Source organism: Mycolicibacter senuensis (assembly GCF_003284925.1).
Taxonomy (GTDB): Bacteria; Actinomycetota; Actinomycetes; order Mycobacteriales; family Mycobacteriaceae; genus Mycobacterium; species Mycobacterium algericum_A.
The window spans coordinates 1-20813 of record NZ_QMEX01000051.1 but is presented as its reverse complement, the minus strand read 5'-3'; the positions used below and the strand labels follow the sequence as shown (position 1 = coordinate 20813).

22 protein-coding genes are annotated in these 20813 nt (G+C 68.8%); 10 read left to right on the top strand and 12 right to left on the bottom strand.

Going from position 1 to position 20813, the window contains the following annotated elements:
- Positions 1-47 precede the first annotated feature (47 nt).
- Genes DQP56_RS13210 through DQP56_RS13195 form a run of 4 tightly spaced genes read right to left on the bottom strand, consistent with a single transcriptional unit; the run spans position 48 to position 3251 of the window.
- Entirely contained in the window at positions 48-881 is an 834-nt protein-coding gene (locus tag DQP56_RS13210) for an HAD family hydrolase (protein ID WP_112686097.1), read from the bottom strand.
- Positions 881-1675, bottom strand: a complete 795-nt coding sequence (locus DQP56_RS13205; protein WP_112686095.1) for a lysophospholipid acyltransferase family protein — start codon at positions 1673-1675, stop codon at positions 881-883. The genes DQP56_RS13210 and DQP56_RS13205 overlap by 1 nt, the downstream gene beginning before the upstream one ends.
- Before the next feature lie 3 nt (positions 1676-1678).
- Complete coding sequence (locus DQP56_RS13200) at positions 1679-2455, bottom strand: lysophospholipid acyltransferase family protein (protein WP_112686093.1); 777 nt, start codon at positions 2453-2455, stop codon at positions 1679-1681.
- Between the two features lie 7 nt (positions 2456-2462).
- Entirely contained in the window at positions 2463-3251 is a 789-nt protein-coding gene (locus tag DQP56_RS13195) for a lysophospholipid acyltransferase family protein (protein ID WP_112686091.1), read from the bottom strand.
- Between the two features lie 213 nt (positions 3252-3464).
- Between DQP56_RS13195 and DQP56_RS13190 the strand changes: the two genes are divergently transcribed.
- Together DQP56_RS13190 and DQP56_RS13185 are read left to right on the top strand one after the other, a co-directional pair.
- The gene (locus DQP56_RS13190) at positions 3465-5033 is read left to right on the top strand and encodes an MBL fold metallo-hydrolase (protein WP_112686107.1); all 1569 of its coding nucleotides are present in this window, start codon (positions 3465-3467) and stop codon (positions 5031-5033) included.
- Positions 5030-5350, top strand: coding sequence for a hypothetical protein (locus DQP56_RS13185; RefSeq protein WP_112686089.1), 321 nt, complete (start codon positions 5030-5032; stop codon positions 5348-5350). Before DQP56_RS13190 ends, DQP56_RS13185 begins: the two co-directional genes overlap by 4 nt.
- A 13-nt stretch (positions 5351-5363) precedes the next feature.
- Here DQP56_RS13185 and DQP56_RS13180 read toward each other — a convergent pair whose 3' ends face one another.
- Both DQP56_RS13180 and DQP56_RS13175 read right to left on the bottom strand, forming a co-directional pair.
- On the bottom strand, positions 5364-6929 hold the full coding sequence (locus DQP56_RS13180) for a phytoene desaturase family protein (protein ID WP_112686087.1): 1566 nt from the start codon (positions 6927-6929) through the stop codon (positions 5364-5366).
- 67 nt (positions 6930-6996) lie between these two features.
- Positions 6997-7626: a TetR/AcrR family transcriptional regulator gene (locus DQP56_RS13175; RefSeq protein WP_112686085.1), complete on the bottom strand. Its 630-nt coding sequence runs from the start codon at positions 7624-7626 to the stop codon at positions 6997-6999.
- Positions 7627-7707: 81 nt separating this feature from the next.
- Here DQP56_RS13175 and DQP56_RS13170 point away from each other — a divergent pair, with 81 nt between their 5' ends.
- Positions 7708-8181, top strand: a complete 474-nt coding sequence (locus DQP56_RS13170) for a DUF2834 domain-containing protein (RefSeq protein ID WP_013831059.1) — start codon at positions 7708-7710, stop codon at positions 8179-8181.
- Between the two features lie 58 nt (positions 8182-8239).
- A complete protein-coding gene (locus DQP56_RS13165) occupies positions 8240-8800 on the top strand; it encodes a TetR/AcrR family transcriptional regulator (RefSeq protein ID WP_112686083.1) in 561 nt (186 codons plus the stop codon).
- Between the two features lie 6 nt (positions 8801-8806).
- On the opposite strand, the gene DQP56_RS13160 is transcribed toward DQP56_RS13165, so the two are convergent.
- Positions 8807-11707, bottom strand: a complete 2901-nt coding sequence (locus DQP56_RS13160; RefSeq protein ID WP_112686081.1) for an MMPL/RND family transporter — start codon at positions 11705-11707, stop codon at positions 8807-8809.
- Positions 11704-12129 (bottom strand): MmpS family transport accessory protein, encoded by a 426-nt coding sequence (locus DQP56_RS13155; RefSeq protein WP_112686079.1) that lies wholly within the window; start codon positions 12127-12129, stop codon positions 11704-11706. Before DQP56_RS13155 ends, DQP56_RS13160 begins: the two co-directional genes overlap by 4 nt.
- Before the next feature lie 174 nt (positions 12130-12303).
- On the opposite strand from DQP56_RS13155, the gene DQP56_RS13150 reads away from it, so the two are divergent.
- Entirely contained in the window at positions 12304-12861 is a 558-nt protein-coding gene (locus DQP56_RS13150; protein ID WP_112686077.1) for a TetR/AcrR family transcriptional regulator, read from the top strand.
- A 76-nt stretch (positions 12862-12937) separates the two neighbouring features.
- On the opposite strand, the gene serS is transcribed toward DQP56_RS13150, so the two are convergent.
- Positions 12938-14197 carry a serine--tRNA ligase gene (gene serS, locus DQP56_RS13145; RefSeq protein ID WP_112686075.1) on the bottom strand — a complete coding sequence of 420 codons (1260 nt, stop codon included), beginning with the start codon at positions 14195-14197 and terminating at the stop codon, positions 12938-12940.
- A gap of 92 nt (positions 14198-14289) precedes the next feature.
- Between serS and DQP56_RS13140 the strand changes: the two genes are divergently transcribed.
- The 3 genes from DQP56_RS13140 to DQP56_RS13130 are packed head-to-tail and all read left to right on the top strand — an operon-like array spanning position 14290 to position 15983.
- Entirely contained in the window at positions 14290-15399 is a 1110-nt protein-coding gene (locus DQP56_RS13140; RefSeq protein WP_234825649.1) for a septum formation family protein, read from the top strand.
- Positions 15396-15746, top strand: a complete 351-nt coding sequence (locus DQP56_RS13135) for a metallopeptidase family protein (RefSeq protein WP_165825014.1) — start codon at positions 15396-15398, stop codon at positions 15744-15746. The genes DQP56_RS13140 and DQP56_RS13135 overlap by 4 nt, the downstream gene beginning before the upstream one ends.
- Before the next feature lie 48 nt (positions 15747-15794).
- Positions 15795-15983 carry a hypothetical protein gene (locus tag DQP56_RS13130; RefSeq protein ID WP_112686069.1) on the top strand — a complete coding sequence of 63 codons (189 nt, stop codon included), beginning with the start codon at positions 15795-15797 and terminating at the stop codon, positions 15981-15983.
- 51 nt (positions 15984-16034) lie between these two features.
- On the opposite strand, the gene DQP56_RS13125 is transcribed toward DQP56_RS13130, so the two are convergent.
- A complete protein-coding gene (locus DQP56_RS13125; RefSeq protein WP_112686067.1) occupies positions 16035-16724 on the bottom strand; it encodes a histidine phosphatase family protein in 690 nt (229 codons plus the stop codon).
- Positions 16721-17596 (bottom strand): prephenate dehydratase, encoded by an 876-nt coding sequence (gene pheA, locus DQP56_RS13120; protein WP_112686065.1) that lies wholly within the window; start codon positions 17594-17596, stop codon positions 16721-16723. Before pheA ends, DQP56_RS13125 begins: the two co-directional genes overlap by 4 nt.
- Before the next feature lie 136 nt (positions 17597-17732).
- Here pheA and DQP56_RS13115 point away from each other — a divergent pair, with 136 nt between their 5' ends.
- Entirely contained in the window at positions 17733-18551 is an 819-nt protein-coding gene (locus DQP56_RS13115; protein WP_112686063.1) for a DUF2470 domain-containing protein, read from the top strand.
- A 128-nt stretch (positions 18552-18679) separates the two neighbouring features.
- The gene (locus tag DQP56_RS13110) at positions 18680-19432 is read left to right on the top strand and encodes a CPBP family intramembrane glutamic endopeptidase (protein WP_112686061.1); all 753 of its coding nucleotides are present in this window, start codon (positions 18680-18682) and stop codon (positions 19430-19432) included.
- A 7-nt stretch (positions 19433-19439) separates the two neighbouring features.
- Here the strand turns inward: DQP56_RS13110 and DQP56_RS13105 are convergent.
- The coding region (locus DQP56_RS13105) for a cellulase family glycosylhydrolase (RefSeq protein WP_165825013.1) at positions 19440-20813 on the bottom strand (1374 nt) is incomplete at its 5' end.

Below are 20813 nucleotides of genomic sequence, written 5' to 3'. Positions count from 1 at the left end.
GCAGGGCGGAAAAGTGCTGCGAGAAGCCCCGCGCCGCCGGCGCGGCGTCAACCGGGGAAAATCCGTTCCAGCACCCGCGCCAGGCCGTCCTCGGTGTTGGGCGCGGTGATCTCCGCGGCGGCGGCCAGCACCTCCGGATGGGCGTTGCCCATCGCCACGCCGTGGCCCGCCTGCACCAGCATCGGCAGGTCATTGGGCATGTCCCCGAAGGCCAGCACCTGCTCGATGCCCATCCCCAGCGGGGTGATCAGCTCCTCGATGCCGCTGGCCTTCGTGATACCCGCCGGCACCACCTCCACCAGCCCGTTGTTGGTGGAATAGGTCAACTCCGCGGCGCTGCCGATGTGGGCCGCCAACTCCGCCACCATGTCGGCGCTGGCCGCCCCCGCCTTGCGGATCAGCAACTTGATCGCCGGTTGCGACAGCAGGTCCTCGAGGGACACCTCGGTGTTGTCCGGGTTGAGCCAGGCGTGTTCGTAGCCCGGCGAGCTGACGAACTGCGGCGTCACCGCATCGTGCGCACACTCGCCGATGCGCTCCACCGCCAGGCCGGCCCCGGGGATGACGCGGCCGACCACCTCCGACAGTTTGACCAGGCTGTCCGCCGACAGCGTCCGCGCCGAGATCACCCGGTCGGCGTTCGGGTCGTAGAGCACCGCCCCGTTGGCGCAGACCGCCAGCGGCGCGAATCCGAGCGCATCGACGACCGGTGAGATCCAGCGCGGCGGGCGCCCGGTCGCCAGCACGAACCCGGCGCCCGCGTCGACGGCCGTACGCACCGCCGCCCGGGTGCGCTCGGTGATGTTCTCGGCGTCGTCGAGCAGGGTGCCGTCGACGTCACTGGCGATCAGCGCCGGTATCGGGTGCTGCGGCATGGCCATCAACGTCGCCCCCGGCCGGCCAGCGACCGCCGCAGCCGGCCACCGTGCGGCTGCGCCATGCGTTTGCGGTCGCGCTCGGCCAGCTCGGCTTCGCGCATCGCCAGGGCTTCGGCCAAGGTCGGGGCACCGCCACCGAGCCGTCGCGGCACCCAGTACGCGCCGGCGGGGTGGGGATACTCCAGTTGCGCCTGTTCAAGCATCGCGGCCATCGTGGCACGCAGCTCAGCAGTGGTCGCCTCGGCGTCGCCGGAGGCAGCCATTGGCCGGCCGATCTTCACCAGCACCGGAACGTGGTTGCGCCACAGCTGCTTCGGGTGGTCCTTGGTCCATACCCGGTGGATGCCCCAGACGATCACCGGGATGAGCGGCACACCGGCCGCGTGGGCCATCCGCGCGGCGCCGGTCTTGAACTCGCGCAGTTCGAAGCTGCGGCTGATGGTGGCCTCCGGGTGCAGCCCGACCAGCTCGCCCTCGCGCAGCCGCTGCACCGCCACGTCGTAGGCGCCCGCCCCCGCGGAGCGGTCGACCGGGATCAGCTTGATGCGCTTGATCACATAGCCGATCACCGGCACCTCGGTCATCTCGGACTTGATCATGAACCGCAGCCGCCGGTTCCGCCGCAGCGCCGCGATCGAGGCCGGATACCAGTCGAGGTAACTGGTGTGGTTGAGCGTCAGCACCGCACCGCCGCGTTCGGGAATGTTCTCCAGCCCCTCAAACGTCGGATGCGGCCCGTTGGCCCTCACCAGCGGCGGGATCACCATCTCCAGGGTTCGGAACAGTGGTTCGGCCATGCTCTAGTACTCCGTGCTCGATGCGTCCGGTCGGCCCTGACCCGCCCCTTTGCGCATCCGTTCAGCCAGCTCCCGCTCATCGAGAACCCTAGCCTGCTGCGGAGTGGGCGCACTGCCGCCCAGTCGTCGCGGTACCCAGTATTCACCCGCCGGGTGCGGATACTCCCGTTGCGCCCGGTCCAGCATCGGCACCATCGCCGCCCGCAGCCGGGCGCTGAGGGTGGCCGCGTCGCCCGCCGGGGCCAACGGCGGGCCCACCAGGACGGTGATCGGTATCTTGCTGCCGACCAGCCGCGCCCTCGGGTGATCCTTGGTCCACAACCGGTGAGCGCCCCACACGATCAGCGGGACGATCGGCACCTGCGCTTCGAGGGCCATCCGGGCGGCCCCGGACTTGAAGTCCTTCAGCTCGAAGCTGCGGCTGATGGTCGCCTCCGGGTACACCCCGACCACCTCGCCGGAGCGCAGCGCGGCCACCGCATGCCGGTAGGCGTGCGACCCGGCGCCCCGATCGACCGGGATGGTGCCGGTGTGGTTGATCAGGAAATTCACCACCTTCACCCGCTGCATCTCGGCTTTGATCATGAACCGCATCCGGCGTTTCCGCCGATACACCGCCAGTGCGGCCGGCAGGAAGTCGACGTAGCCGGTGTGATTGATGGCGATCACCGCGCCGCCGGTGGCCGGGATGTGTTCCAGGCCATCGAAATCCAGTCGGGTGGCGGAGACCTTCACCATGGTCACCGCTGCCAGTTCCAGCGCACGAAAAACCGGCTGCATGCCAGGGCTACTCCGAGCCGCCCGTCGCGGTCGGGGGCTGCTGATTTCGGGCGTCGCGCTGCTCGGCCTTGCGGGCGGCTTCTTCGGCGTCGAGCCGCAGCGCCTCGGCGGGCGTGGGGGCGCCGCCGCCCAGCCGGTGCGGCACCCAGAACGCTCCGGCCGGGTGTTCGGGATAAGCGTCCTGGGTCTGCTCAAGCAGGTGTTGCATGCGGGTCTGCAGCAGCGCCCGCAGGTCGTCGACGGGCAGCGTCGGCGGTATCGGCTCGCCGATCGCCACCGAGATCGGCACCTTGGAGCGCCCCAGCCGCTTGGGGTGATCCTTGGTCCAGATCCGCTGGGCGCCCCAGACGATGTGCGGGACGATCGGCACTTGCGCCTCGATCGCCATGCGGGCGGCGCCGCTCTTGAACTCGCGGAGTTCGAAACTGCGGCTGATGGTCGCCTCCGGGTAGACGCCGACCAGCTCGCCGGCCTTGAGGTAGTCGACGGCGGCGGTATAGGCATCGGCGCCCTGGCTGCGGTCGACCGCGATGTGCCGGCAGCCGCGCATGATCGGGCCGACGAACCGGTTGTCGAACATCTCCTGCTTGACCAGGAACCGCACCCGGCGCCGCGGCCGGTTGTCGTAGGCGGCCAGCCCGGCGAACGCGAAGTCGAGGTAGCCGGTGTGGTTGATCGCCACCACGGCGCCGCCGCTGGCGGGCACGTGCTCCGCACCGGTGACGGTGATCTTCACCCCCTGGAAGCGCCACAACGTGCGCGCAACGGTAGCGACACTCCCGTACCACGGCTCCACAGTCGTCCAGCCTAGGTCATAGGGCGACCCGCTTCGCCCGGCTCCGCCGCGCTCGCGATCGCCCGGGTCATAGGGCGACCCGCTTCGCCCGGCTCCGCCGCGCTCGCGATCGCCCGGGTCATAGGGCGACCCGCTTCGACCGCCTCGGCGATGCCGACGGGCGCCCCGCCGTTAAGCTCGGGAGGTATCGGTTACAGCGTCGGGAAGGTGCAAGTGCGGGTCACCAGCGTCGGACACGCCGGCTTCCGGATCGACACCGCCGCGGGCAGCATTCTGTGCGACCCGTGGGTGAACCCCGCCTACTTCGCGTCGTGGTTCCCGTTCCCCGACAACTCCGCGCTGGACTGGGACACCCTGGGCGACTGCGACTACCTCTACATCTCGCATCTGCACCACGACCACTTCGACCCGCGGCACCTGGCGGCCCACGTCAACAAGGACGCGGTGGTGCTGCTGCCCGACTATCCGGTGCCCGACCTGCGCCGGGAGTTGGAGGCGCTGGGTTTTCACCGGTTCTTCGAGACCTCCGACTCGGTGCGGCACACCGTGACGGGCCCCAAGGGCGAGTTGGACGTGATGATCATCGCGCTGCGCGCCCCGGCCGACGGTCCGATCGGCGACTCGGGGCTGGTGGTCTGCGACGGGGTGACCACCGTCTTCAACATGAACGACTCGCGTCCGATCGACCTGGACGTGCTGACGGCCTTCGGCACCATCGACGTCCACCTGCTGCAGTACTCAGGCGCGATCTGGTACCCGATGGTCTACGACATGCCGGCCCGCGCGAAGGAGGCGTTCGGCACCCAGAAGCGGCAACGCCAGATGGACCGCGCCCGGCAGTACGTCGCCCACGTCGGCGCCCGATGGGTGGTGCCCTCGGCCGGCCCGCCGTGCTTTCTGGATTCCGAGTTACGCCAGCTCAACGACGATCACGGCGATCCGGCCAACATCTTCCCCGACCAGCTGGTGTTCCTGGACCAACTGCGGCGCAACGGCCACGACGGCGGGCTGCTGATGGTTCCCGGCACCACCGCGGATTTCACCGGGGCACAACTGGATTCGCTGACCCATCCGGTCGACGACGTCGAGACGATCTTCACAGCCGGCAAAGCCGACTACATCGCCGGCTACGCCGATCGGATGGCGCCGGTGCTGGCCGCCGAGAAGGCGTCCTGGGCGCCGGCGGCCGGCCCGGCGATGCTCGACGGGTTGCGTGCACTGTTCGAGCCGATCATGGCCAGCAGCAACGAGATCTGCGACGGCATCGGTTACCCGGTCGAACTGGTGCTCGACGGGCGGGATCACCGCGGGGGCGCGCATACCGAGACCGTGGTGCTGGACTTTCCCAAACGCATGGTGCGCGAGCCGGTTCCGGGCGAGAAATTCCGGTACGGCTTCGGCATCCCGCCCGAGTTGGTGCGCACCGTGCTGCGCGACAACGAACCCGACTGGGTCAACACCATCTTCTTGTCGACCCGCTTCAAGGCGTGGCGGGTCGGCGGCTACAACGAATACCTCTACACGTTCTTCAAGTGCCTCACCGAGGACCGGATCGTCTACGCCGACGGCTGGTTCGGCGAAAGCCACGACGACTCGGCGACGATCACCCTGGACGGCTGGCAGATTCAGCGCCGCTGCCCGCACATGAAGGCCGACCTGTCGAAGTTCGGGGTGGTCGACGGCGACACGCTGACCTGTAACCAGCACGGCTGGCAATGGGATCTGAACACCGGACGCTGCCTGACCGCCAGGGGCCACGAGTTGCGCTGCGAGAAGCTGTGAGCGACGTTTACGACGACGGCAAGGTGCTGCTGGATCGGCAGGCGATCACGTTGCGCCGCTATCACTTTCCGTCCGGCACATCGAAGGTGATCCCGCTGAGCGCGGTGCGGGGTTACCGAGCCGAGTCACTGGGCGTGGCTCACCGGTTCCGGATCTGGGGCAGCTCGGATCTGCGGCGCTGGCTGCCGCTGGATGTGCACCGGCCACTGCGCAGCACGCTGATCACTCTGGATGTGCCCGGCTGGCCCACCCCGGCCTTCACCCCGGCACGGCCCGACGAGTTCCGGGAGTTGCTCGACGGGCTGCTGGATCGCTGATTCGCGCGCGTGCTCAGCGGTCGGCCAGCACCGCGTGCGCCGCGTTGTAGCCCGGGATGAACGTGATCCCGGGACCGCCATGACAACCTGCACTGCCCAGGTACAAGCCGTCGATCGGGAGTGGTTGCCCGACAAAGCCCCTCGCGCCGGGCCGGTTGGGGCCGATCTGGTCCGGATTGAGCAGGCCGTGGCAGTAGTCGCCGCCGGGGGCGCCGAACATGGTGCCCATATGGCGCGGGGTGAAGGTGGTGTGCCGGCTGATACTGCGCTCGAAATTCGGTGCCAGCCGGGTGATCTTGTCGATCACCCGCTGGCCCATCTCGACCTTCATCTCACCGTAATTCCCATCACCCTCGATCGGGAACCACAGCGCGAACGCCGACGCGGCGTGCTTCCCCGACGGGGCCAGGCCGGGATCGTGCAGCGACGGGATCTGCAGCACGACGGTCGGATCGGCCGGCACGACGCCGCGCCGCGCATCCTCCCACTGCTGCTGCACTTCCTCGGGCGTGCAGAAGATCCCGAGCGAGGCCTGCATGGCGGGGTCGTTGAGCGCCTCATACGGCGCGGCGAACTCCGGGGCTTCGTCGAGGGCGAAATGCATTTGCAGGTACGAGCCGCGGTGATCGGTGCGCGCGTAGCGGGCGCGCACGTCGTCGGGCACGGCGGCCGGGTCGAGGAGCCCGGTGATGGTGAGGTCGGGGGCGACGGCCGAGACCACCACCGGCGCGGTCAATCTCTCCCCGGCCTCGGTGCACACCCCGGTCACCCGGCCGGCTGCGACGACGATCTCGGCGACCTTGGTGCGCAGCCGCAGCTCACCACCCAGATCGGTGAAGGTGTCGCACAACTGCCGGGTGAGCGCCCCGATGCCACCGCGCAGCTTCTTCATCAGCACGGTGTTCTCGTCGGGAACGCCGAGTCCGTAGGCCAGCGCGGCGGCGCTGCCGGGGGTGGCCGGCCCGCGGTAGAGCGTGTTGACGGCCAGCACGGTGAACGAACCGCGCAGCGCGGCATGCTTCTCCCGGTCGGGCAGGTACCGGTCGAGCACGTCGGTGACCGAGCCGAACAGCATGTCGTCGATGGCGGATCGTTCGAATTCGTTAGTGGCGCAGGCATACATCTCATCGAGAGTCTTCGGCGGGCGGCCGGCCTCGAAGCGGCCGAGCGCCCGGGTGGGGGCTTGGCTCCAGGCCAGCAGTCCGGCCATGCCGTTGACCGCCTCGGCGCCGTGCACCTCGGACAGGTGGGTGAACAGCTTCATCGGGTCGGTGTACTGGATCAGCGGGTCGTCGCCGACGCCGCGCATCGCCACCGACATCACCTCGAGATCGATGCTCTCCAGGGCATCGAGACCCAGCTCGGCACTGACCGCGGCCGACGTCGGGAACTGCACCGAACCGGCGATCTCGAACCGGTAGCCGTCGAACAACTCCACCGTCGAGGCCATCCCGCCGGGGTAACGCCCAGCCTCCAAACACAGCGTGCGCAGGCCGGCGCGCTGCAGGATGAGCGCCGCCGCCAACCCGTTGTGCCCGGCGCCTATGACGATCGCGTCGTAATCGGCCTTGGACCACACCCCAGCACCCGCCTTCCGTCGAGCCGAGGCTGACACGGCGGGCAAGGTTTTGTCAATATTGACGTAACTAGCGGTTGGCCAGCGAATCCAGCGCGGTCCGGCACATCCGGGCCAGCTCAGCCAACGAACGATCCTCTCCGAGCATCCAGACCTCCATCGCGGCGAACACCGCCGCGGCGATGCAGCGAGCCGTCACCGCGACTCGCAGTGGGTCGCCGGCTGTTTCATGGGGCGGTCCCCGCTTCGCCCCTCCGCCGTCGGGCCTCGCTGAACCGCCGGTGGCCCGAAGCCGTTCGGCCACCGCGTCGGCGAAGTCGGCCTCGACCTGCCGGATGTGCCGCACGATCCGCTCGGGGTCGAGTTCATCGGCGCGCAGCGCGGCGATGCGGGTCACCGCCTCAACGTCGTAGGGGAAGGCGAAGATCGCGGCCTGCACCGACTCGATGATCGGCTCGCCCGGTGGCCGGTCCGCCAGGGCGCTGCGAAACCACTGCAGGCCGGCGTCGTAGTCAGCGAACAGCAGGTCGTGCTTGGAGGTGAAGTGGCGATAGAAGGTGCGCAGCGACACGCCGGCGTCGGCGGCGATCTGCTCGGCGGAGGTGTCCTCGACGCCCTGGGCCAGGAACCGCACCAGCGCGGCCTGGCGCAGCGCTTCGCGGGTGCGTTCGCTGCGCGCGGTCTGCGGCGCTCGGGGCATGCGGCTAAACGTACCGCAGCGCCAGGCCCGTCCAGAATGACAATATTGACAAAACTTGCCAGCCGTGGAGACACTGAGCGCATGATCTCGCTCCTCGTGCACGCAGTGCTGGGCCTGGCGACCGTCGGCTGGATCGTGGCGGCCAACCGCGCGGTCTTCGCGAAACCACCTCAGGGCGGACAGTTCTCGCCGATGGAGGTGGTGTACTACGTGATCGGCATCGCCTCGATCGGGCTGGGGTGGTACTTCAACATCCGCTTCGTCAACGAGTACGCCGGCGGCCCCAACCACAACCCGATCTGGGGGCCGGGCAGCTGGACCCAGTACATCCAGCTGATGTACACCAACCCGGCTGCCGGCTCGGCCAGCCAGGACTACACCATCATCAACGTCATTCTGCTGCCGCTGTTCACCGTCGTGGACGGCTACCGGCGGGGCCTGCGGCACCCGTGGCTGTACTTCGTGTCGAGCTTGTTCACCAGTTGTGCGTTCGCCTATGCGTTCTACTTCGCGACCATGGAACGCCAGCGCCGCCACGCCACGGCAACCGCGTAGCAGAACCGCTCCCACAACCCCGCGCGCTAGGCTTGGCCGCGACGACGGGAGGGATGTCGTGGCCAAGCCGGTGGCGCCGCGCGGCTCCGCGCGCGAGCGAGTACTGCAGGCGGCATTGGACCTGTTCATGGAGCACAGCGTGGGCGGCACCTCGCTGCAGATGATCGCCGACCGGCTGGGCGTGAGCAAACCGGCCGTGTACTACCAATTCCGCTCCCGCGACGACATCGTGATGGCGGTGGTGGAACCGATGTTCGACGACATCGTGCGGGTGATCAAGATCGCCGAGGCGATGCCGACCGAGCAGGGCAAGCGCGACGTGACGGTCAGCGGCGTGGTCGAGCTGGCGGTGCGATACCGCCGGCTCACCTTCCTGTTCTACGACCGCGCTGTGGAATACGCGGTGCGCTCGCGGGAGGACTTCATGGCGACCCACGATGCGGTGGCGGCGCTCCTGCAAGGCCCCTCCCCGACCGAGGAGGACCGCGTCATCACAACCACACTGCTCGCCGGAACCTTCACCACTGCAGCCGATCCCGAACTCGAGGACATCGGCGACGAGCAGCTGCACAGCATCCTGCTCGACACCGCACGGCGGATCATGGCGCCGTTGACCTGAGGACGCTCACCAACTCCGGTGGGAGCCGCTGCCGGATCCCACCAGCGCCTCATCCGGATCCCGTTGCAGCGGTGCGGGCCACGGTGACGGCGCCGGCCGCAACCGCGGCACCTGCGGCCACCAGAACCACTTCCCGAGCAGCGTGGCGATCGCCGGCGTCATGAACGAGCGGATGATCAACGTGTCGAGCAGCAGCCCCATCCCGATGGTGGTACCGACCTGTCCGATCACCAGGAGTTCGCTCACCGCCATCGTCATCATGGTGAAGGCGAACACCAGTCCGGCAGCGGTCACCACCGACCCACTGCCGCCCATGGCCCGGATCATGCCGGTGTGCAGCCCGGCGTGGATCTCTTCCTTGAGCCGCGACACCAGCAGCAGGTTGTAGTCGGCGCCGACGGCCAACAAGATGATCACCGCCATGGCCAACACCATCCAGTGCACCGGCAGCCCGATGATGTGCTGCCACACCAATACCGACATACCGAAGGCACCGGCCAGCGAGACCACCACGGTACCGACGATCACCAGCGCGGCCACCACGGCACGGGTGATGATCAGCATGATGATGAAGATCAGGCACAGCGCCGCGACTCCGGCGATCATCAGGTCGTAATTGGAGCCCTCCTGCATGTCCTTGAACATCGCGGCGGTACCGCCGACGTAGATCTTGGAGCCCTCCCACGGCGTGGTCTTGATCGCCTCCTTGGCCGCCAGCTTGATCGCGTCGATGTGCTCGATCCCGTCGGCGCTGAGCGGATCGCCCTCGTGGGTGATGACGAACCGCACCCCTTGGCCGTTGGGGGGTATGAACATCTTCATGCCACGCTGGAATTCTTCGTTGTCGAAGATCTCCGGCGGCAGGTAGAACGAGTCGTCGTTGCGGGCCTTGTCGAAGGCTTCCCCCATCGCGGCGGGATCCCCCTGAGCTTCCTCCTGCTGCTTGGCCAGTGCGCTCTGGGTGGCGTAGGTGGACAGCATCATGGCCTTGGCGTTCTTCATCATCTGGATCATCGGCGGCATCAACGTGAGCATCTGCGGCAGTTGCGCAGCCATCGCATCCATGTCCGGAATGATCCCCTTGAAGGCGTCAGTCATGGTGTCGACGCCGTCCATGGCATCGAAGACCGATCGCAGCGCATGACAGACCGGAATGTCGAAACAGTGCGGCTCCCAATAGAAATAGCTGCGCATCGGGCGGAAGAAGTCATCGAAATTGGCGATGTCGTCGCGCAGTTCCTCGATGTCGGAGACCATCAGGTGCATCTTGCCCACCATGCGGCCCATGGTGGCGTTCATCTGCTCCATGAGTTCGATCATCTTCGTCATGGTGTCGATCTGGCCCTGCATGTCCTCGGCCTGCGCCAGCATCTCGGCGGTGCGGTCTTCGTTGAACTTCCGGGTCATCTCCTGGCTCACCGACTGCATGCCGAGCAGGTAGCCGAACGTGGAGTGCTCCATCGGAATCCCCTGCGGCCTGGTGATGGACATGACCCGGGAGATGCCGGGGACGGCAATGACGCGCTTGGCGATTCGTTCGATGATCAAGAAATCCGCCGAATTGCGCACGTCGTGGTCGGTTTCGATCATCAGCATCTCGGGGTTCATCCGCGCCGAGGGGAAATGCCGGTCGGAGGCCAGGAAGCCCTGGTTGGCGGGCAAGTCGGCCGGCATGTAGGCGCGGTCGTTGTAGCCCGGCTGGTAACCGGGCAGGGCGAGGATCCCGACTAGGGCGACCGCGGTCGCGGCTATCAAAATCGGGCCCGGCCAACGGCTCACAGCCGCACCAATTTTGCGCCAGCCTCGGCCCTGGCTGGCCCGCTTGGGCTCCAGCAGCGTGCCGAAGCGTCCGGCCACCGAGATGACCGCCGCCCCCATCGTCAATGAGGTGATGACGACGACCGTCATGCCGATACCCAGTGGGACGCCCAGCGACTGGAAGTACGGCAGCCGGGTGAAGTGCAGGCACATGGTGGCGCCTGCGATCGTCATCCCGGAACCGAGCACCACATGCGCAGTGCCGCGAAACATGGTGTAGTAGGCGGTTTCCCGATCTTCGCCGGCGCTGCGGGCCTCCTGGTACCTGCCGATCAGGAAGATCGCGTAGTCGGTGGCGGCCGCGATTGCCAGCGTCACCAGCAGGCTGGTGGCGAACGGCGAGAGCCCGATCAGGTTGTGGTAACCCAGCAGTGCGACGATGCCGCGGGCGGACATCAGGCCGGTCACCACCATCGACAGCGCCAGCAGCACGGTGGTGATGGATCGGTAGACCAGCAGCAGCATGGTGATGATCACCACGAACGTCAGCGATTCGATGACGTGCATGCTGCGGGTGCCGGCCTTGTCCTGATCGGCCGCCAGCGCGGCTCCACCGGTCACATAGGCGGTGACGCCCGGCGGCGCCTGCACGCTGTCGACCGCCTGCTGCACCGCCTTGACCGACTCATTGGCCAACGCCTCGCCCTGGTTGCCGGCGGTGTAGATCTGCACGTATGCGCACTTGCCGTCCGGGCTCTGCGCCCCGGCGGCGGTCAGGCGGTCGCCCCAGAAGTCCTGAATGTGTTCGACGTGCGCGGTGTCGGTCTTGAGTTTGGCGATGATCGCGTCGTAGTAGTGGTGGGCGTCGGCGCCCAGCGGTTCGTCGCCCTCGAGCACCAGCATGACCGAGCTGTTGGAGCTGAACTCTTCGAAGAGCTGGCCCTGACGTTTGACCGCGATCATCGACGGCGCCTCCTCGGGCGTCATCTGCACGGCGGCCGTCTCGGCGACCTGCTCCAACTGCGGAACAGTCAGGTTCGCCAGGACGATGATCGCGATCCAGCCGAGCATGATCGGGATGGCCAGGCGCCGAATCCATTTGGCGATCCGGCCGCGCTCGGCGGCATGCGGGTTCGGCCGCGTGCTCATGCGGCTTTGACCAGACAGAAGGTCATGGCGCTGACGCCGGTGGCGGTTCGTTCGTCCTTGAGTTCGTCGTCGATGCTGATGCGGCACCCCAGCGTGGCGCCCTTGCCCTGCGCATACAGGTTGGGCGACACCGCCGACAAGGTGGTGCTCAACGTCACCGCCCACGGCAACACCGCGTCGTCGACGTGCTGCGGCCTGCTGTCGAGATCGAGGTAGCTGATGTCGGCGGTCGCGCCGGGCTCACCGAAGACCTCGTAGGTGACGACTTTCGGGTTGTAGGGCTTGGTGTCGTCGACCTTGGTGCTGATCAGGCTGGAATCCTCACCGCCGAAGAAGGTGCGCAACCGCAGCACGGTCAGCGTGCCGAGGACCAGCACCACCACGATGAGCAGTGGCAGCCAGCCGCGCTTCAGCGCTTGCATCGGGCGCGTTCCGCCGGCTCGTGGACCTGTGGTTTCAGCATCGGCGACGCTCCCTCCCCCTGCCTGCAGTCTTAATCGTCAAAGGCGAAGTTATACGAACAGTAAAGTAGAATCAAGCGAACAGTCAGTTCAATTGGCCGAGGTGGCTCACTCTGGGTGGCCGGGAGGTACGCGGTGGCGAAGACGTTGGCTCCGCGCGGTTTCGCGCGAGACCGCGTGCTCGACGCGGCGCAGGCGCTGTTCGCCGAACACGGAGTCATCGGCACGACCCTGCAGATGATCGCCGACCGACTGGGCGTCAACAAGTCGGCGGTGTACTACCGGTTCCGCTCCAAGGACGACATCGTCGTCGCCGTCTTCCGTCCCGTGTTCGACGACATCGCCCGGGTCGTCAATATCGCCGAGGCGATCCAATCCCGGGAGGTGCAGCGGGAGGCCACCATCAGCGGCCTCATCGAGCTGGCGGTCCGGCACCGCCGCACCACCGCCCTGGCCCACACCGACCCGGCCGTGGTGGGCGTGGTCGAGGCCATCGGGGAGTTCCGCGACGCCTCCCGACGGCTGCAGGCGATCCTGGCCGGACCGGAGCCCGACCCGGCGACCCTCATCGCGATCGCCATGCTGGTTCCCGGCATCCTCGGGGCGGCCGCCGACCCCACGGTCGCCGATGTGCCCAACGATGAGCTGCACCGGATGCTGCTGGACTGCTCGCGCCGGCTGTTCACCGCCTGAGGCCCCGCCGCCACCGGCCGAAGGCCGGACCCGATGACGACAACCGCCTGCCCCGAGCCGGCTGACCCCGGCGTCGCTAGCGCCCCGGCTCGAGCACCTCGGCACCCACATAGGGCACCAGCGCCGCCGGCACCCGCACACTGCCGTCGGGCTGCTGGTGGTTCTCCAGGATCGCCACCAGCCACCGGGTGGTGGCCAGCGTGCCGTTCAGGGTGGCGGCGGTCTGCGGCTTGCCGTTGTCGTCGCGATAGCGGGTGGCCAGCCGGCGCGCCTGGAAGGTGGTGCAGTTCGATGTCGAGGTCAGCTCGCGGTAGGTGCCCTGCGACGGCACCCAGGCCTCGCAGTCGAACTTGCGCGCGGCCGAGGATCCGAGATCGCCCGCGGCGACGTCGATCACCCGGTAGGGCACCTCGATGCGGGCCAGCATCTCGCGCTGCCAGCCCAGCAACCGATCGTGTTCGGCCTCGGCTTCGGCGGGCCGGCAGTAGACGAACGCCTCGACCTTGTCGAACTGATGCACCCGGATGATGCCGCGGGTGTCCTTGCCGTAGCTGCCGGCCTCCCGGCGGAAACACGACGACCACCCCGCGTAGCGCAGCGGCCCCCCGGACAGCTCCAGGATCTCCTCGGCGTGGTAGCCGGCCAGCGGCACCTCGGAGGTGCCGACCAGGTACAGATCGTCGGCCTCGAGCCGGTACACCTCCTCGGCGTGCGCCCCGAGAAACCCGGTGCCCGACATGATCTCGGGTCGCACCAGCGCGGGGGTGATCATCGGCGTGAATCCGTTGTCGACTGCCAACCGCAGCGCCAACTGCAGCAGGCCCAGCTGCAGCAGCGCCCCGGCGCCGGTCAGGAAGTAGAACCGTGACCCCGAGACCTTGGCGCCGCGGCCCATGTCGATCAAGCCCAGCGACTCGCCGAGTTCCAGATGGTCCCGAGGGTTCTCGATCGCCGGCGGCCCACCGACTATGTCGAGCACCGTGTAGTCGTCCACCCCGCCGGCGGGCACCCCGTCGATGACGACGTTGGGAATCGCCAGGTGCGCTCCGGTGAACGTCGCCTCCGCCTCGGCCTGGGCGGCTTCGGCGGCCTTGACCTGCTCGGCGAGCTCCTTGGCCCGGGCCAGCAACACCGGACGCTCCTCGGGCGACGCTGCGCCGACCGACCGGCTGGCCGCCTTCTGTTCGGCGCGCATGGTGTCGGCCGCCGAGATCGCGGTGCGCCGTGCGGTGTCGGCGGCCAGCAGGGCATCCACCAGAGCTGGGTCCTCACCGCGGTCCAGCTGGGAGCGGCGGACGCGGTCGGGGTCTTCACGCAGCAGGGTCAGGTCGATCACGGCGCAACCCTACAACCCGGCCCAGCTCGGTCCGCGGCATCACTTTCGCATCATTTGTCACGTGCTGGCGGCTGCCTGTCAGAATGGACCGGATGTCGAAGGCAGCCGACCAGGAAAAGCCACCCGCCAAGCGGGCGTCTTGGCTGCGCACGCTGCAGGCCGCCGCAACCCGCCGCACCCTGCTGTTGACCGCGCTGGGCGGGCTGCTGATCGCCGGGCTGGTCACCGTGGTTCCCGTGCTGGGCGAGGGGCCCGGCGGGCTGCTCGGCCATCTGAGCGCCGAGCCGCCAACCGGTGCGGGCGGCAAGGGCCCCGGGCCCGGCCTGGGGATCGGTGCCGGAAAGGGTAACGAGGCGATCGATCGTGCGGTCGCCGGCGACTGCCTGAACTGGCCGGAGGACGACCTGGACGGCGCGACGGTGGTCAGCTGTGCCGAGGAGCACAAGTTCGAGGTCGCCGGGCCGGTGGACATGAAGATGTTCCCCGGCGCCGAGTACGGCCCGGAGGCGCCGCCGCCGTCGACGGCCCGCATCGAGCAGATCACCCAGGAGCAGTGCGAGTCCTCGGTGCGCCGCTACCTCGGCGCGAAATTCGACCCGCACAGCAAATTCGTCGCCAGCATGCTGTGGGCCGGCGAGCGGGCCTGGCGGCAGCACGGTGAGCGCCGAATGCTGTGCGGCCTGCAGCTTCCCGGGGTGGGCGGCCAGCAGATCGCCTTCACCGGCAAGGTCGCCGACATCGACCAGTCCAAGGTCTGGCCGCCGGGCACCTGCCTGGGCATCGACCCGGCCACCAACCAGCCCAACGACGTTCCGGTGGACTGCGCTGCACCCCACACCAAAGAGGTCACCGGCACCGTCAATCTGGCGGAGCGGTTCCCCGACGCGCTGCCTCCCGAACCCGAGCAGGACGCGTTCATCAAGGAGACCTGCACCCGGCTCACCGACGCCTACCTGGCGCCGGTGCAGTTGCGCGACACGACGCTGACGCTGACCTACGCCACCATCTCCCTGCCGAGCTGGTCGGCGGGCAGCCGCGAGGTGGCGTGCAGCCTCGGCGCCACGCTGGGCAACGGCGGCTGGGCGGCCCTGATCAACAGTGCTCGCGGGTCGCTGCTGATCAACGGCCAGCCCCCGGTGCCGCCGCCGTCGATTCCCGCGGAACGGCTGAACCAACTGCCCGCCGGTAGCCAGCCGCGGTGAGTGTGCAGATGGACCCGCGCCGGTTCGACGAACTCGTCTCCGACGCGCTGGACCTGATTCCCGCCCAGCTGGCCGCCGCCTTCGACAACGTCGTCATCCTGGTAGAGGGCCGCAACGACGAGGAGCCCGACCTGCTCGGGCTCTACGAAGGGGTAGCGCTGACCGAGCGGGACTCCAGTTACGCCGGGTCGCTGCCGGACACCATCACGATCTACCGCGACGCGCTGCTGGAGATGTGTGGCTCCGATGAGGAGGTCGTCGACGAGGTGCGGATCACCGTGATCCACGAGATCGCCCACCACTTCGGCATCGACGACGACCGGCTGCACGAACTCGGCTGGGGTTGAGCGGCGCGGCGGAACGATGCTGTCGGCAGGCGGTGCTATGAACGACCCATGGATGACCACTGCCGAGCCTGCCGGGCGGGGCTGGAGCACTGCCACGGCACGCTCATCCACCACGTGCTCTACACCGCCGAGTGCACCGAGGACGGCTGTCCCGGCGAGCTGATGGCGCATTCGTTCGCGGTCGACTGCGAGGCGGTCGGCTGCCGCTGCGCCGAGGTCTACGCGCTGGCGATCTGACCCAACGCGGCGACCCTCCCCCGCAAGCGGGAGGTGCCCCCAGGCGCCCGGCTAGCCCATCGGGTCGGTCTCGGAGCGCAGCGCGTCGCCAACCGGGTCCGCATCGGGTTCGGGATAAAACGGCGGCGTCAGCGAGCCCCACTGCACGCAACTCCATCGGCCGTCGGTGATCGGCGACAGCACCACCGCCTCGGCGTTGCCGAGGTGGTGGTCCAGCGCGAAGCTGCGGTCCACCCCCGCCAGTGTGGCGGCCGCCAGCCGGATCGCCGCGCCATGGCTGACCACCACGATGTCGCCGGTCCAGTCGTCGTCGTCGAGGTAACGCATCCGCAGCTCGGTGACCACGGGCAGGTAGCGGTCCAGCACCTGCTCGGCGGTCTCGCCGCCGGGTAAGGCGACGCCGGTCTCGCCGCGGTGCCACCGCTGATAGATCGCGTTGAACTCGGCGATCGCGTTGTCGTCGTTGCGGTTCTCCAGGTGACCGGCCTGCACCTCGTGAATGCCCTCGAGGGCCCGGGCGGTCACGCCGAACGGTCCACTGATCTCCGCGGCGGTCTGGGCCGCGCGCAGCGCCACCGAATGGGCGACCAGTGCAGGACGGTGCAGACCGTTCCCGGCGAACGCCCGGGCCTGATCCCGGCCCAACGGCGTCAGTTCGGACCCGGGCGGGCGGGTGTCAAGCCGACGGTCAACGTTGCCGTAGGACTGACCGTGCCGCAGCAGCACCAGCCGGCCGCTCATGTCCTCGCCTCCACTCCGCCGCACGGCCCGGCGGGCCAGGAGCCCAGGTAACGCACCTCGGCGCAGCTGCCACGCAGCGCCTGCAGCGCCGCCTCGACGGCGGGATCGTCGATGTGTCCCACAGCGTCGAGGAAGAACAGGTAGGTGCCCAGTTCGGTGCGTGTCGGACGGGACTCGATCCGGGTCAGATCGATTCCGCGGCTGCCGAATTCGGTCAGCGCGGCCGCCAGGGCGCCCGGTGCGTTGTCCAGCCGCAGCACCACCGATGTCCGGTCGGCGCCGGTGCGCCGCGGCGGCGGCGCAGGCGCGCCCACCAGCACGAAGCGGGTCCGCGCGTTGGGTTCGTCGATGACACCGTCGGCCATCGTGGCCAGCCCACGCTGCTGCGCCGCCAGCGCGGTGCTCACCCCGGCGTCTGCCTCTCCATCCCGGACCTGTTGGGCGGCAGCCGCATTGGAGTTCGCCGGTACGACATCGGCCTGCGGGAGGTGCTCGGCCAGCCAGCGTCGCACCTGGGATCCGGCCACCGGGTGGGCGGCCACCGTGCGGATGTCGGCGGGCGCCCGCCCCGGCGCCACCACGATCGAGAACGCGACATCGAGGGTGGTTTCGGCGAAGATCTGCAGCGGCGAGCCGACCGCCAGGCCGTCCAGCGTGGGCGTCACACCGCCCTCGATCGAATTCTCGATCGGCACGCAGGCGTACTCGGTGGCGCCGGTACGCACGGCGTCCAGCGCGGCCGGGGTGGTCTCGGCCGGCACGGCGCGATGGTCGTGATGGCCACAGCCGGGAACCAATCCGGCGCCGGTCAACGCGAGCAGCGCCGCTTCGGTGAAGGTCCCCGCCGGGCCGAGATAGCTGATGCGGGTCACCGCTCAACCCTATCGGCCGCGGCGATTCGGGGCGGCCGCTCCCGGGCGCGGCGCTGCGCAGGAATCCACGAAACGGTTGCGCCGGACACGACGGTTAATTAAGTTAGGCTTACCTCACTTACGGAAAGGGTGATTGATGGCCACCACCACAGCGGTAACCGTCCCGACGTCCGCGGAGCGGATCCGCAGCGCCTGCGTCCGGGGCCAGGCACTGCTGGCGATCGCCGACTCCGCCGGCGCCGCGCCGGTCAACGCACCGGTGTGCCAGCTGTTGCCGGACGGGTCCATGGTGGTGGCGGTTCCCGTCGGCGATCCGGTCGCCGAGGCTGCCGCCACCGGGGTGGCGGCGATGCTGGAGCTGACCGACCACGCACCGCTACGGCTGCGCGAACGGGTCCGCGCGCTGGCGTGGATTCGCGGCCGACTGGTGACCGTCCCCGAGCCCGAGATCCCCGCCCTGCTCGACCGCATCGCCGCGGTCAACCCCAACCCGGCGCTGCTGCAGGTGATCTCCCCGCGTTCGACGGCCCGGCCCTCCGAGCCCGCGGTCCCCACCGACGTCAGCTACGCGCTGCTGCGGCTCACCCCGGACTCGGCGGTGCTGGCCGATGCCACGGGGGCCGAAGCGGTCGCCGTCGATGAGCTGCTGGCGGCCCGCCCCGACCCGTTCTGCGCGATCGAGGCGCACTGGCTGCAGCACCTGGATTCGGCGCACCCCGAACTGATCGCCCGGCTGGCCACCACCAAGTTGCCGCCGCAACTGCGCCGCGGCCGGCCCCGCCCGCTCGCGGTGGACCGCCACGGGATGTGGCTGCGAGTGGAGGCCGCCGATGGTGACCACGACGTGCGGCTGAGCTTCCCGCGGCCGGTCGAGGACGTACTGAGCCTGAACCGGGCGGTGCGCGCACTGCTGGGCTGCCCGTTCCTCAACGGCCTGCAGCCCCGTCGCCCGTAGCGGGGATTGCGAGCGCGGCGAAGCCGCGCGAAGCAGGTTCCCGCGATCGATCCAGCGGGGATTGCGAGCGCGGCGAAGCGGCGCGAAGCAGGTTCCCGCCATCGATCCAGCGGTTATACCGTGTCGGGGTGACCGAGCCGGCGGACCAGCGACGCGCACTGCGCCTGGAAGTCGCCGTGGTGCTGGCGGTCACCTTCGGGCTCAGCGCCGTCACCGCGATTCTGCAACTCACCGACGCGGTGCTGCGCGACCTCAGCGCCCAGCGGATCCCGCTGAACCCGCGCCGGTCGTACTTCGACTTCATCGACTTCGGCCTCAACGCGGCCTGGGCCGCACAGCTGTTCGCCTGGGGTGCCCTGGCGCTGTATCTGTTGTGGCGCAGCGGCTACCGGCCGGGGTGTATCGGGCTGGACCGGTTGCCCCGCCGCACTGATCTGGCCGGCGCCCTCGGGCTGGCCGCCCTGATCGGGCTGCCCGGAGTGGGCCTGTATCTGCTGGCGCGGACGCTGGGTCTCAACGCCGACGTCATCCCCGCGGCGGTCGACGACACCTGGTGGCGCGCCCCCATGCTGATCGTGATCGCTTTCGCCAACGGCTTCGCCGAAGAGGTGATCGTCGTCGGCTACCTGCTGACCCGGCTGCGGCAGCTGCGGGTGCCCCCGGCGGTGGCGCTGGCCGGGTCGGCGCTACTGCGCGGCGCCTATCACCTCTATCAGGGGTTCGGCGCGGGGCTGGGCAACGTCGCGATGGGTCTGGTGTTCGGCTACGCCTGGCAGCGCACCGGCCGGCTGTGGCCGCTGGTCCTGGCCCACGGCCTGATCGACACCGTCGCCTTCGTCGGGTACTCGCTGTTCGCTGATCAGCTGGGCTGGCTGCACTGATACTTCGCTACCCGGCGGCGGCGGGGCTGACGGTGACGGTGATGGTGCCGGCCCCGGCGACCGATTCGATCACCAGCACCGAGGCGTTGTCCGCCGACACCACCTCGCCGCCGGTGACGCTGACCTGGTAGCCGTCCGGGAACTGGATCTCCGGGATCGAGATCCGAGTCTCCGACCCGGCGCCGAAGCTGCCCGAGCCGTCGGCCATCGCCGTGGAGTAGCTGAACGAGAAGACGCCGCCGGTGAACGACCAGCTGTTCGGAACGCCGGCGATCACCTGCGGGTACGGCTGGGCCAGCGTCGCCACCACGGCCTCGTCGACGTTGTCGCCGACCGGCGGCAGGTTGGTGTCGTGCACCAGCGAGCCCGCCTCGTTGGTGTAGCCCCAGTACAGCCAGCCGAACTTGTGCGGGTCGATCGAGTTCAGCTGACTGGCGATGGTGTCGAGGTTGCGGGTGGCGCCGAACTCGGTGACCATTCCCGGGACGTCGTAGCGGTCGATGTAGTGCTGGGCGCCGCTCATCATCATCCCGTCCCACAGCGAGCAGCCGAACGCGCCGCCACCGCCCAGGGCGTCGAAGATGCAGTAGTCGTGGAACGCGAACACGGTGTTGTCGTCGTCGACGGGGCCGATGTTGGTCACCGCGGTTGCGTTGCCGAACAGCACATTCGGCTCGTAGTACACCGTGGTGTTCGGGTCGACCGACCGGATCGCCGAGGTCACCTGGTCGTAGAACGGGGTCAGCGTCTCGCGGTCGAAGTGGGCGTTGCCGAGGAAGCTGCCCAGCCACGGGGTACCGGGCCACGGCTCGTTCATGATCTCGTAGCCGGCGACGCCCGGCGTACCGCCCAGGTGGTCGGCGACCTGCTGCCACATCCGGGAGTAATGGTTCAGCAGCCCGACGCCGTCGACTTTCTCGTTGGCCCAGAAGGCATCCCAAGCCTGGTTCTGCGCGGGGTTGAGGGCGTAGGCGAACGGGAACGGCTGGCTGGCGTCGTTGTCGCCCGGGTTGAATAGCGTCGCCCAGTCCGGTGCGCCGTGGCCACCGATCTGCACGTTGTAGAGGTCCTGGTGCATATCGATGACGCTGACGATGCCGTGCGCCTTGAGCGTCTCGATGGTCTCCTTCACCGAGTCGAGGTAGGCCCAGTTGTACTCCCCGGGCTGCGGCTCGATCTCCGACCAGTAGACCCCCAGCCGCACCGCGGTGAAGCCGTTGGCGGCCAGGAACGCCGCGTCGTCGTCGCCGAAGCCGTTGCCGCCGGGCGAGAGTGGCGGCGACTTGTACACCTGGTTGACACCCTGCAGGATGACCACCCGGCCGTCCTGGTCGACGATCCAGTTACCGGCGGTGGCCAGTTCGGCCGGGCCCCGCGCCGG

Bases quoted from the DNA above. Each gene is read 5' to 3' on its own strand.
- DQP56_RS13210 (WP_112686097.1), bottom strand. From the start codon at position 881: ATGGCCATGCCGCAGCACCCGATACCGGCGCTGATCGCCAGTGACGTC.
- DQP56_RS13205 (WP_112686095.1), bottom strand. From the start codon at position 1,675: ATGGCCGAACCACTGTTCCGAACCCTGGAGATGGTGATCCCGCCGCTG.
- DQP56_RS13200 (WP_112686093.1), bottom strand. From the start codon at position 2,455: ATGCAGCCGGTTTTTCGTGCGCTGGAACTGGCAGCGGTGACCATGGTG.
- DQP56_RS13175 (WP_112686085.1), bottom strand. From the start codon at position 7,626: ATGCCCCGAGCGCCGCAGACCGCGCGCAGCGAACGCACCCGCGAAGCG.
- DQP56_RS13170 (WP_013831059.1), top strand. From the start codon at position 7,708: ATGATCTCGCTCCTCGTGCACGCAGTGCTGGGCCTGGCGACCGTCGGC.
- DQP56_RS13160 (WP_112686081.1), bottom strand. From the start codon at position 11,707: ATGAGCACGCGGCCGAACCCGCATGCCGCCGAGCGCGGCCGGATCGCC.
- DQP56_RS13155 (WP_112686079.1), bottom strand. From the start codon at position 12,129: ATGCAAGCGCTGAAGCGCGGCTGGCTGCCACTGCTCATCGTGGTGGTG.
- DQP56_RS13140 (WP_234825649.1), top strand. From the start codon at position 14,290: ATGTCGAAGGCAGCCGACCAGGAAAAGCCACCCGCCAAGCGGGCGTCT.
- DQP56_RS13130 (WP_112686069.1), top strand. From the start codon at position 15,795: ATGGATGACCACTGCCGAGCCTGCCGGGCGGGGCTGGAGCACTGCCAC.
- DQP56_RS13125 (WP_112686067.1), bottom strand. From the start codon at position 16,724: ATGAGCGGCCGGCTGGTGCTGCTGCGGCACGGTCAGTCCTACGGCAAC.
- DQP56_RS13115 (WP_112686063.1), top strand. From the start codon at position 17,733: ATGGCCACCACCACAGCGGTAACCGTCCCGACGTCCGCGGAGCGGATC.